Origin of the sequence: Salmonella sp. SAL00653 (assembly GCF_046552515.1) — a bacterium.
In the GTDB taxonomy this organism is placed as follows: domain Bacteria; phylum Pseudomonadota; class Gammaproteobacteria; order Enterobacterales; family Enterobacteriaceae; genus Salmonella; species Salmonella enterica.
The window spans coordinates 20,365-32,374 of record NZ_JBGDTY010000001.1; the positions used below are offsets into that span (position 1 = coordinate 20,365).

Genomic DNA, 12,010 nt, shown 5'->3' on the forward strand with positions numbered 1-12,010 from the left:
TATGTCACCTGTTAATTAATGTGAATGACTTTATTAGATTGGGTACGCATTCGATGTAAAACCTGCAAGTGCTGAGGCATACTCGACGCACCGACTTGTTCCACCGCCAGAGAAGCGAAAGCGGAGGCATATTGAATGGCTGCGACCATGTCTGCTTGTCGCGCCAGCGCGGCGGCTAAGGCGCCATTAAAAGCGTCACCGGCCCCGGCGGCATCTTTTACCACGGCGCTCCACGCAGGAATATACAACGTGCGGGCGTGCTCACAGAGCAGAGATCCACGGGCGCCAAGGGTAATGATGACTTTTTTCACCCCGGATTGCAGAATAATATTTCCGGCTTTCTTCGCATCATTAATATCAGTAATGGTTACACCGGATAAAAAAGAGGCTTCAGTTTCATTCGGCGTGATGATGTCAATATCAGATAATAAATGCGTCACCTGTTTCGTATAGGGGGCAGGATTTAGCATGATCATTTTATTTTCTTGTTTTCCCAGGCGAATAAATTCAGTCAACGCTTCAATGTTCGTTTCGAGCTGCATTAACATAACGTCAGACTCGGCGATATAACGGTGTTGCTCGTTAATCTCTTGCGTGGTGAGCATCATATTGGCGCCAGGGTAGATGGCGATAATATTATCGCCATCCACGGCGGAGACATAGATCAATGCGCTACCGGTGGGCGCTTTATCTGTTTGATACGCGCTGTATGAGGCGATACCTGATTGAATAATATGATTCATAGCAAATGCGCTGAACTGATCTTTGCCCACTTTAAAAATAAAATGTGCCGCAGCGCCGGCATTGTTCGCCGCTAAAGCCTGGTTGGCTCCTTTACCGCCAGGATAGAATCCAAATTGACTGGCCAGAATGGATTCTCCGCTTTGTGGAAACCACGGCACGGTTGCTGAAACATCAATATTGAATGAGCCTAAAACACACACCTTGCCTGCTTTTTTTGTGTTTTCCCGGCGCAGTTTTGCATCCTGATGGATTGGCGTGGCGATAGTGCTGGAGATATCAATCTTATTTTCAGTGATAAGCTTACTCAGCGCGTCACGGTTTAAAATCCCTCCGCCATAGCAACGCTGAAGCATACCTGATTTCTGGAAATAGCGTAGATCGGAACGAATGGTCTCCTGGCTAACCTTATAAAGGTCTGAAAGTTTACTGACGCTAACACTATTATCCTTTATCAGTAAATTAATGATGGCATGACGTCTTTCTTCTTTAAACATATTGCCTCCGGGTAGTGAGTTGAATTGTATTTATGGCAATGTTGTCATGCGGTGAATTCAATCACAGATTATGCGGTCAACCGGAAGTACCCCCAAATGAATGTCAATAATCAGAAGCGCAGCCAATGTGTTAAATATTAATTGCTTACAGAAGGGGAAAATAGTTTTATGAGTGTTGTCATATATTTTCTATGTAATATGACAGGGTGAACGTAAAATAGTTGGGCTTGCACGATTCAGTGAGTATATGCAGCCGGACAGCGTTCGCTTATCAGTCGCTACCCTCGACGAAATGAGACGATATCGCTCTCCGGCCCTGGGGTTATATACGCTCGATTTTTGCCGGCAGCCCCTGACGTACTGCCGCACCGGAAACCCAGTCGAGCCAGGTGTTGGTAATGGTTCTTGTCGGATCGGCAAAGCCCAGATCGTTAAGATTTATGCCTGCCCTGATTTGTGGATCATACGGCATAGGCACGCCATCCAGAGAGTGCTGCGTTGCACCCATCTCGCGGTGACCATATCCGTGTTCGATGGCGATGACGCCAGGCATCACGCCATTTAACAAACTGATTTGCGCCACGACCTGACCGCCCGGCGTAATGATCCGTACCCGATCGCCATGTTGCAGTCCATAACGCTCGCCGTCTTGCGGATTCAGCGCCACCAGGTTTGCTGGCTTCACATGGTGTAAGCGCGGGATGACGGCTGTTGAGCTGGACATGGTATTTGATTTAAATGAAATCAGTTTCAGCGGCCATTGCCCAATGGGAAACTGGTCGTCAATCGCACGACCATCTGACAAACGCGCCGGATACCAGACCGGGCAACCGCTGAAACGCTCCCCGGTGATGGCGTGACGGTGGGCGGCGACATCTGCATTCCAGATCTGTAAGGGTTTTTTCCACGCGTTACCTAACCGTTGCTCCGTATAGCCGCTATCCTCGGGCGCAAACCGGCCGCCACGCGAGTAGATAAACGCCACGCGACCGACCTCATCAGCTTTAAGCGTGTGCTGAATTGCTGGCAGAATGCGGCTGACGCCGGTAAGCGAAATATCTTCCTGATTTGCCAGCGCGACCGGCGTCTTGCCCATAAAGGCGATATTAGCGGCTACGCGCAGATAGAAGTCTTCCGCCCGGTTCAGTGGAAAAGTATTGCCCTGCGGATCGGTTATCGCCCGGTCGCCGAAGCCGGGCAGATGGAGCCGTTTTGCTACCGCAATACAAAATGCTTCCATTGAGACAGGTTGCCCGTCCACCGTTCGGCGAGTGGCGGGGGCGACAACCGGCCAGCGGGCGGTAGTGGCTTTACTGGCTACGCCGCCCCAGGGCGCCGTAAAGCCCCAGCTCTCAAAATTGTGCGTATCCGGCACAATGTAATCCGCCAGCGCCGTCGTTTCATTCATAAAGGCGTCAATCGCGATAAAGAGCGGCAGTCGGCGAGGGTCTTTTAGCTTTTCTTCTGCCACGGCGCGTAGACCGGGAACACCGTAAAACGGGTTGCTCATATTGGAAATCCAGACTTTAAGCGGATAAGGATAGCCTTCGAGCGCGGAGGTCAACAGTTCGGTAAGCTGGCCTGCCACAAAGGGATACCACGGCGCTTTGGCTGGATAAGGGGATTGCCCGCCGGCAATTTTGTCGCGGTATTCTTCCGATGCTTCATAAGCGGTTTTGCTACGGGCAATACTTAACCCGGACGGTTTCACTTTTCCGGCAAAACTGTTCATGTTGTAGCGGGGGCCGTCGCTAACGCCGTTGAATTTGCCGCCGCCGACAAAGACGCCGCCGGACAAGCTGAGGTTGCCGATCAGCGCGTTAAGCATCATGACCGACCAGGCGTTATAAAACCCATTGCCGGCCATCATGCCGCCGTGACTGATGACCGCGGCTTTACGTCCGTGACTGGTAAAGGTTTCCGCCAGCGCGATAATTTGCGCTTCCGGTACGCCGCACTGTTCGCTGTATTGCGCCAACGAGAGCTTTTCTGCCGCCTCTTTCAGGCGTTGCAACCCGCTCTTCACCGTGACCCGTTGGCCGTCGGCGAGCGTAACGTACTGCGTCACGAAAAGCCGTGCCTGTCGGCAAGTGGACGCATCGACCAACTCGCCGTCGGTATTAAGTACGACGGGGGGCTCTTCGCCATCGGGCGTAAGATGGCGCAGCGTCAGGTGTTGTCCGGCAAGCGTCGGCAGTTCATCCGCAATGACTAGGTGCGTGGCGTTGGTCCAACTTTGCTCGCCGGCCTGCTGCATAGCCTGTACGCCGGGAATCGCCAGATAATCAGCATTATAACGTTCATTATCCATGATCCAGCGGATCATCCCCATTGCCAGCGCCGAATCGCTGCCGGGCATGACCGGTTGCCAGCGACCGCGAGGATCGGCGAGCACTGTTGATAAGGGGAGGGCGGGGGCGACCACGACGTATTGAAAATTCTCACGCAGTCGGGCGCTCGCCAACTGACGTGCCTGGCGTTTAAACGGATTGCCGGACTGTGCCGGGGAGGTGCCCATAAAGAGCGCAAACTCCACGTTTTCCCAGTCGGGTTTGACATGCGGGTTTTTATCCAGATCGCCCATCAATGCCCCGGAGCCGGCCCGGTAAGCCAGTCCACAGTAGGCGCCATGCGCGCCGAAATTCTTGCTGCCGAAGCTATTTAGCGCAAAACGACGCAGAAACGCATCGCGGCCTTCGTCGCTGGTATTCGTGACCAGTAACTGATTGGTTTTGGGCCCGAAACTGGGGTGCTTTGCGTCAATTGGCGTATCCGGCGCATGAATCGCGCGCAGTCCGTCCACATGACCTTCGCCAAACAGATCGCCGCCTTCCACGACTTCTTCAATAAGCTGCTCAAAGCTGATGCGCTGCCATTTCCCTTCGCCGCGTTTACCCACGCGTTTCATCGGTTCAAGCAGTCGCAGCGGACTGTACAGGCTTTCCAGCAGCGTGGCGCCGCGCGCGCAGGCGGTTGAGCGGGCGTCAAGGCCGCTTTCTCCCGCCAGTTGCTCCATGGCTTCGCTAAAAGGGACGGACGAGTCAATCGGGTGTTCCTGCGACAAGGGGTGATAGGGATTGCCGGCGATGCGTATCACTTTGCCATCGGCATTAACCCGGGCGCGGATACCGCACTGTGTCCAACAGCCGAAGCATTGCGTCATGGCGATGGTTTGTTGTGGATTTTGCTGCCAGTGTGTTTGCGCCTGCGCCTCCGGAATTAACGCGTTGCCAAAGATGCGGTCGCGCGTTACCTTGCCGGACGTCCCGTTTAACAGGCCATCAATTGCGCGTTTCGCCACATCACGGTAGCTCAGACCAAAAGTGACCATCCCACCGACGGCGAGACCGACTTTTAGCCACTGACGACGGGTTAAATTAGCCATGTTGTAATCTCCTGGTGAGTCCGTTCAGCGTTTCACGAATAATAATCAGTAGCGCTATCCACAGGCCGAAGGTGCCGAGAATAGCCAGCCAGCCATCCGTTCCGCCTGGTAACGAGTAAGGGTTAAATTGCGCGTTGAACTTGGGTACGGTTTGTACCTGAATCAACAATGTCCAGCGCATCAGCCAACATAGCGCCAGCGCGCTCAGAACCAGCAGGACGCGTCTTAGCTGCGATAACGGATGACGTAGCGCCAGGCTACAGAACAGCAGCGTGAATACCCACAGAGCTAGCCAGCCGACAGCGTAATATTTGGCTGACAGGGCGACGGTAATCCACTGACGGATTGCCGTGCCGGAAAGCGTATCGCCGCTAACCCACATAGCCACCACCAGACCCAGCGCCGCCAGCGTCCAGATTTGTCCCCACAATATTTTTGGCAGCCTTACCGAGTCGCGTCGGGCGGCGACAATCATCAGCGCGAAGAACGCCTGTAAGGCGCTAAGAAACATCGCCACGGGGAAGGCGTAGCTAAACCAGATTGGGCGCGCCAGCACAACGGAGACTTCGCGGCCGGTATAAATCAACAGGCCCACCGCGCAAAGCGCGCTGGCTAACGCCAACCATTTAGTTACGTTGTAACTTTTATTGAATAATCGTTTAATCTGCTGCGCCAGGAACCACAGAGCGAGAAATCCGGTAAACAGCGGCAGGAATAACGCTCCCCAGGGCATCCACGACCAGGGCGTCGGCCAGGCATAGAAATGCCAGACGCGGGCGGTCTGGTGCAGATCCGCCGTCAGCGCCAGCGGTGCGGTAATCGCACAGGTAATGGCAATCAGTAATGCCCGATTTTCTTCTGTTGCGGCGTCTTTTTTCCGCCAGTGAAGATAACAGGCAAACAGTGCGGCGCAGGCGGCAATGCCAATAAAAAAGAAATATTGTACCGCCCACGGCAGCCAGCTAATGTCCTGCGGGTGAGCCAGCACTTCTTCAATGATGAGTGAATGCGTCATTCAGACCTCCTGCCAAAGCGCGGGCTGCGCACGGCCCATTAATGGGGTGACAAAGGCGTCGTCCAGACCCAGGTAGAAAACATGGGGCGACGTGCCGTTTTCCGGCTTTAATACCTTGATAGCGTCGCGATGCTGATGAAGCATGGTGGCGATGCGGCTATGGGGATCTTTGATATCGCCAATAATACGCGCGCCGCCGACGCAGGACTCTACGCAAGCGGGTAACAGCCCGGCTTCCAGACGATGGACGCAAAACGTGCATTTATCGGCAGTTTGCGTTTCATGATTGATAAATCGGGCGTCGTAAGGACACGCCTGTACACAATAGGCGCAGCCGACGCAGCGTTTGTTATCCACCACCACAATGCCATCTTCCCGCTGAAAGGTGGCTTGTACCGGGCAGACCGGCACACAGGGGGGGTTATCGCAATGGTTGCACAGACGCGGCAACAGCACATTCGTGACTTCCTGACTACCTTCACGCTGGACCTGGTATTGGTTCACCGTCGTACGAAACGCGCCTTGCGGCGTTTGGTTTTCAATAGTGCAACTTACGGTACAGGACTGACAGCCGATACAACGCCGCAGGTCAATAAGCATGGCGTAACGGTGTCGGGGAGAGCCTTCATGCCGCTCCGGCGAAAAAGGAAATTTCGCTTCAGCCAGCGGAACCAGCGAGGCGCCAGCGGTCAGGACGCCAAGCTGCTGGAGAAATTGCCGTTTACTGCTGTCCATATTGACTCCCGTCCACATTGCCAACAATGAAACATTTGTCACGATGTTGGTTCATGTGTAATGAATAAAAAATGTCGATGATTTACAGTGTAAAAATCGAGGCGGGGTGCGCTCTATTGTGGTTAACCACATACCCGGCTTGTTGTTGATCTAAAACAACATAATTGACAGGGATATTAGGGTGAGAGGTAAAACCGTAAGGCGCCTGGCAGTGTTGGCGGCAGTAGGGCTACTTTGTCATGGCGCGTGGGCAGGGACGTGGAATATCGGTATTTTGGCCATGCGCGGCGAGGCGTCTACGCGTAGCCACTGGCAACCGTTGGCAAAGACATTAAGCCAACAGCTTCCAGGCGAAACCTTTCACATCCAGCCGCTGGATCTGCATCAAATGCAGGAGGCTGTTAACCAGGGAACCGTGCAGTTTGTGATAACCAACCCGGCGCAATTTGTCCAACTGAGCAGCCATGCGCCGCTGCGCTGGTTAGCCTCCCTGCGCTCCACGCGCGATGGGAAAGCAGTGAGTAATGTTATTGGCAGCGTGATTTTGACCCGACGCGATAGCGGCATCACCACGGCGCATGATCTCATCGGTAAGACCGTCGGCGCGATTGATGCTCAGGCGTTTGGCGGCTATTTATTAGGCTATAAAGCGCTCAGCGACGCGGGCTTACGCCCGGAGCGCGATTTTCATCTCCGTTTTACCGGATTTCCTGGCGATGCCTTAGTCTATATGCTGCGCGAAAAAGCGGTGCAGGCGGCAATTGTGCCAGTGTGCCTGTTAGAAAATATGGATCAGGAAGGATTGATTAATAAAAAGGACTTTATCGCGCTGCTTTCCCGACCGACGCCCCTGCCTTGCTTAACCAGTACGCCGTTATATCCTGACTGGTCGTTCGCGGCGCTACCTGCGGTAAGCGATGCGCTGGCGGATCGCGTAACGCGAGCGCTATTCAATGCGCCCGCCGCCGCGTCATTTCACTGGGGCGCGCCAGCGTCGACCAGTCAGGTGGAAGCGTTGCTGCGTGATGTTCGTCAGCACCCTCAGCAGCGTCGACTGTGGCTGGATGTCAAAAGTTGGTTAATCCAGCACCAGCTAATGGTCGGCGGCGTGATTTTGGCGTTCCTGTTGCTCACGCTCAATTATATTTGGGTCATGCTGCTGGTGCGTCGACGTGGAAAGCAACTGGAACGTAATAGCGTAGTCCTTCATCAGCATGAGCGGGCGCTGGAAACCGCCCGGCAAATGAGCGTGTTGGGTGAAATGACCTCCGGGTTTGCCCATGAGCTTAATCAGCCGCTTTCCGCGATTCGACATTACGCTCAGGGGTGCCTGATTCGACTGCGCGCTGCAGATGAACAGCATCCCTTGCTGCCGGCGCTGGAGCAGATTGACCAGCAGGCGCAGCGCGGTGCGGATACTCTGCGTAACCTGCGTCACTGGGTCAGCCAGGCGCAGGGCAACCCGGTGCTAACCGAAGCGTGGAAGGCCATAGCCATTCGCGAGGCGATTGATCATGTCTGGCAATTGTTGCGTATGGAGCAACAGTTTCCGACAGTGACTCTGCATACCGAGGTTAGCGCTGCGCTGCGCGTAACGCTGCCGTCAGTGCTGCTGGAACAGGTGCTGGCGAATATCATTCTTAATGCGGCTCAGGCGGGCGCCACCCATTTATGGATCGTTGCTGAACGCACTGAAAACGGCATCAGCATCGTTTTACAGGATAACGCCGGGGGAATCGACGAGGCGCTATTACGTCAGGCGTTTCAGCCGTTTATGACCACCCGCAAAGAGGGGATGGGCTTAGGGCTGGCGATTTGCCAGCGGCTGGTGCGGTATGGGCGGGGCGATATCAGTATCAGGAACCAGACCGCGCCGGACGGTCTGTCGGGAACGGTGGTCACGATACATTTCTTACATGAAAATGGGGGCAGGGATGGCGACAATTCATCTACTGGATGATGATACGGCGGTCACTAACGCGTGCGCGTTTTTACTGGAAAGTCTGGGATATGACGTAAAATGCTGGACGCAGGGGGCGGATTTTTTGGCGCAGGCTAGTCTGTATCAGGCCGGGGTCGTATTACTGGATATGCGAATGCCGGTACTGGATGGGCAGGGCGTTCATGATGCGTTGCGCCAGTGCGGAAGTACCCTGGCGGTTGTTTTTCTTACCGGGCATGGCGATGTACCGATGGCCGTGGAGCAGATGAAACGCGGCGCCGTCGATTTTCTGCAAAAACCGGTATCGGTAAAACCGCTACAGGCGGCGCTGGAGCGTGCGCTGACGGTTTCATCGGCAGCGGTGGCGCGCCGTGAGATTATACTGTGTTACCAGCAGTTGACGCCGAAAGAGCGTGAGCTGGCCAGCCTGGTGGCAAAAGGGTTTATGAACCGTGAAATTGCGGAAGCGATGAATATCGCGGTGCGTACCGTAGAGTTGCACCGCGCCAGAGTCATGGAAAAAATGCAGGCCGGTAGCCTGGCGGAACTGATTAGGCGTTTCGAAAAAATGGCCTCGCCAGAGACCAGAATACGAACAACGTATGAGCCATGAATAATAAACTGCGTTATTTCTTTGATTTGCATCAAATTTTGTTTAATTGAGAAGACTGTTATATTCTGTTGGTTTGAGCTGGCGACGAGTAAAACGTATGACAAAACCGACAAAAGATGACGAACTGTACCGCGAGATGTGCCGGGTGGTGGGCAAGGTCGTGCTGGAAATGCGCGATCTGGGGCAGGAGCCTAAATATATTGTTATTGCGGGCGTGTTAAGAACCGCGCTGGCGAATCAACGCATCCAACGTAGCGCGTTAGAAAAACAGGCTATGGAAACCGTGATTAACGCTCTGGCGCGGTCATAGCCGCTATCAGGGTGGCAATAACGAAATCGCCTTTGAATTGTCGCGATTGTCACCATGGCGGGCTGGTTACCCGCCGTTAGCGATGCGCAGGGTTATCAGGTGATAGCTAAGCGCAGCCCTAATGTATCAGGGTACGGCTCAAAATAATTCTGGCTGCGTAGATAGTCATCCGGATGTTCCGCCAGATAGTGCTTCAGCAGCGTTAACGGTGCCAGGATAGGTAGTCGGCCCGCCCGGTAGCCGAGAATCACCTCGCGTAATTCCGCGCGTTGCCTGCTGTTCAACGCGCGGTGAAAATAGCCCTGGATATGCATCAGCACATTGGTGTGATTTTTACGTGAAGCGGGGTGGCGCAGGATAGCCATCAGTTTTTCTCTGTATCGGACAAAGAAGGCATCCAGATCGTCCCACTCATGCAGACGCGCGACGAAAGGGCCAATTTCGCGGTAGCCGGCCTGGTGGTGGGCGAGAAGCTGAAGTTTGTATCGGCTATGAAACGCGAGCAAACTGTGACGACTCAAGCCCTGCGCGCGTAGCGCATTTAATTCATGTAGCGCGAAGATACGTGCGATGAAATTCTCGCGTAGTATCGGATCGTGCAGGCGACCATCTTCCTCTATCGGCAGCCAGGGATATTTGTCCATCATCGCGGCGGTAAACAGCCCCGTGCCAGCTTTGCGGCCCCTGTTACCCTTTTCATCATACAGGCGAACGCGCTCCATTCCGCAACTGGGCGATTTTGCACACACAATAAACCCCGCCAGTTCGCCTATTGTTGGCAGAAACCGATCGGCAAAGGCATTCATTCGCTCGGTGACGTCATCGTGCGGGGCATGGCTATAGCGCATCCGAATGTCGCCACAGGTCGTCTGGATAAGACGCAGCGCAGGGCGAGGCACGGGCAGGCCGATCGCCACCTCCGGGCAGATCGGTTTGTAGTCCACCCACGGCGCCAGAGAGTTCATGACAAAATCCATACGCTTATGTCCGCCATCAAAGCGTACCGTGGCGCCAGTCAGACATCCGCTAATGCCGACTACGGGTTTGTTATTCATGATTCCCCCTTATTGAAAGTACGACGACTGACGCCAATGGCGCAAAATGTTATCTCACGCTTATTTAAAACTTACACAACTTTGTTTTTTTGTCTAAGTTTTCGCGGAGATTTTTTTGACGTAATTAAATATCAATAAGATAGAATGAGGGGAAGAAATCTATTTCAGCGCTTATAGTGTGATAACCTCCAGCGAAGCGACCACGTTGCGCCACTGGGCAAGCTGTTTTTTCTGCCCGGCAGTGAGCTTGCCGGTGGTCACCAGGAACCATTTTCTCTGGGCGAACAGCTCGGGCGCCAGCACGGCTGGTGGAGAGGGAAGCACATTGAGCCGCAGCTTTTGTCCGGTACGAGTCAACGCTTCCAGCCAGATTTCACACTGATCCGAGAGATGCCATCCGCTAATAAAGGCATTGTTGCTAGGCGCTTTTCTGTCGCCTTCAAGGCAAAAAGAGGTGTAAGCAATAATGATGCCATCCAGTATTTCGCGCAGCGTCATCACGGCGGGAAGATGCGCTGACACTTTGCTGCGCAACGGACGCAATAAATGGGTCACCAGTTCTGCGCGGGGATATTCCCGGCCACAGTCATAAATCAACTGCCGCAGCGCGTCAATTCGCCCTTCGTGGAGATGTTGAAGCATCGTCTCCTGGATCGTTATCCAGTTATCGCCCAGGCGAATGACCGGACGCGACAGTAGGGGTTTGACCTGGCTTATCGGTACGCCTTTTCTCACCCAGTCGAGAATGCTAAGCGCTTGTCGAATATCGTCATCGCTGTATAAGCGATGTCCGCCATCAGTACGCTGCGGTTTCAATAAACCATAGCGTCGCTGCCATGCCCTTAGCGTGGCGGCATTGATACCGCATAGTCTGGCAAATTCGCCGATAGAATACGACATGGTAAAGCCCGTTAAATAAGGGGATTCTACTATATCATGATCAAATGAAGACTAAGGTAGTGATAAATGGTGCGGCATACCAGGGCATCCGTATGGATTTTGTCGATGATGAGCAATACTGCGTGGCGTAAGGCTCATCAAAATATGACCAATGCTTAATACCATCGGACGCCCCTGGTTAATACTCTATTAACCTCATTCTTCGGGCACAGTTAAGTAACTCTGTCACTTTATGAACCTGTAGCTTTCTCATCATATTCATCCGATGTGTTTCGACGGTTTTTATACTGATATGTAGCTTTTCGCTGATCCCATGATTGGTATACCCCTCGTCAATAAGTTTAAGAACCTGACGCTCGCGCAAAGTAAGCAGTTGATGATTGGTCGTGTCAGCCTTTAATTCAGCCAGGATAGCTTCCCGATTCAACGTCGGGTCAATGTAACGCTTGTTTACTGCTACTGTTTGCAATGCCGCTAACAGAACTTGCTGACTACTGCTTTTTAAAACATAGCCATTAGCACCTGCGGCTAAAGTTTTAATGGTCATATACTCTTGTTGGTATGCTGTGTAAACCAGAATATTCATTGCTGGCCAACGCTGATGTAATTGAGGAATGATATCCAGGCCATTGATGCCAGGTAAGCTAAGATCAAGGATAAGTATGTCAGGCTCGTATGCGCAACAGGCATTATAAACCTCAAGACCATTTTTAACATGCTCTACAATTTTAAAATGAGGCCAGGGTAATAAGGCATTCATAATGCCGTTAATGATGATTTCATGATCGTCTACTAATAAGATCTTATATTCTTTCAT

At 53.1% G+C, this 12,010-nt stretch carries 10 protein-coding genes; 3 read left to right on the top strand and 7 right to left on the bottom strand.

The features are described from left to right. Window positions 1–11: 11 nt before the first annotated feature. From ACLJRU_RS00105 to ttrB, 4 genes are all read right to left on the bottom strand, one after another. Window positions 12–1,238, bottom strand: coding sequence for a PfkB family carbohydrate kinase (locus ACLJRU_RS00105; protein WP_000471815.1), 1,227 nt, complete (start codon window positions 1,236–1,238; stop codon window positions 12–14). A gap of 322 nt (window positions 1,239–1,560) precedes the next feature. Beyond that, window positions 1,561–4,623, bottom strand: a complete 3,063-nt coding sequence (gene ttrA / locus ACLJRU_RS00110; RefSeq protein ID WP_001539902.1) for a tetrathionate reductase subunit TtrA — start codon at window positions 4,621–4,623, stop codon at window positions 1,561–1,563. Next, the gene (ttrC, locus tag ACLJRU_RS00115) at window positions 4,616–5,638 is read right to left on the bottom strand and encodes a tetrathionate reductase subunit TtrC (protein ID WP_000149757.1); all 1,023 of its coding nucleotides are present in this window, start codon (window positions 5,636–5,638) and stop codon (window positions 4,616–4,618) included. Before ttrC ends, ttrA begins: the two co-directional genes overlap by 8 nt. Then, a complete protein-coding gene (ttrB, locus tag ACLJRU_RS00120) occupies window positions 5,639–6,373 on the bottom strand; it encodes a tetrathionate reductase subunit TtrB (protein ID WP_001523928.1) in 735 nt (244 codons plus the stop codon). A 181-nt stretch (window positions 6,374–6,554) separates the two neighbouring features. Here ttrB and ttrS point away from each other — a divergent pair, with 181 nt between their 5' ends. The 3 genes from ttrS (at window position 6,555) to fumD (ending at window position 9,238) form a co-directional block, all read left to right on the top strand. After that, window positions 6,555–8,333: a tetrathionate respiration histidine kinase TtrS gene (gene ttrS, locus ACLJRU_RS00125; RefSeq protein WP_077916181.1), complete on the top strand. Its 1,779-nt coding sequence runs from the start codon at window positions 6,555–6,557 to the stop codon at window positions 8,331–8,333. Beyond that, a complete protein-coding gene (gene ttrR, locus ACLJRU_RS00130) occupies window positions 8,308–8,928 on the top strand; it encodes a tetrathionate respiration response regulator TtrR (protein ID WP_187790626.1) in 621 nt (206 codons plus the stop codon). Before ttrS ends, ttrR begins: the two co-directional genes overlap by 26 nt. Window positions 8,929–9,025: 97 nt before the next feature. After that, a complete protein-coding gene (fumD, locus tag ACLJRU_RS00135) occupies window positions 9,026–9,238 on the top strand; it encodes a fumarate hydratase FumD (protein WP_000165779.1) in 213 nt (70 codons plus the stop codon). A gap of 95 nt (window positions 9,239–9,333) precedes the next feature. On the opposite strand, the gene mlrB is transcribed toward fumD, so the two are convergent. The 3 genes from mlrB to ACLJRU_RS00150 form a co-directional block, all read right to left on the bottom strand. Then, window positions 9,334–10,293, bottom strand: a complete 960-nt coding sequence (gene mlrB / locus ACLJRU_RS00140; RefSeq protein ID WP_001539905.1) for a transcriptional regulator MlrB — start codon at window positions 10,291–10,293, stop codon at window positions 9,334–9,336. Between the two features lie 171 nt (window positions 10,294–10,464). Next, complete coding sequence (locus ACLJRU_RS00145; protein WP_001539907.1) at window positions 10,465–11,193, bottom strand: MerR family transcriptional regulator; 729 nt, start codon at window positions 11,191–11,193, stop codon at window positions 10,465–10,467. Between the two features lie 178 nt (window positions 11,194–11,371). Next, window positions 11,372–12,010 carry a two component system response regulator gene (locus ACLJRU_RS00150; RefSeq protein ID WP_000666334.1) on the bottom strand — a complete coding sequence of 213 codons (639 nt, stop codon included), beginning with the start codon at window positions 12,008–12,010 and terminating at the stop codon, window positions 11,372–11,374.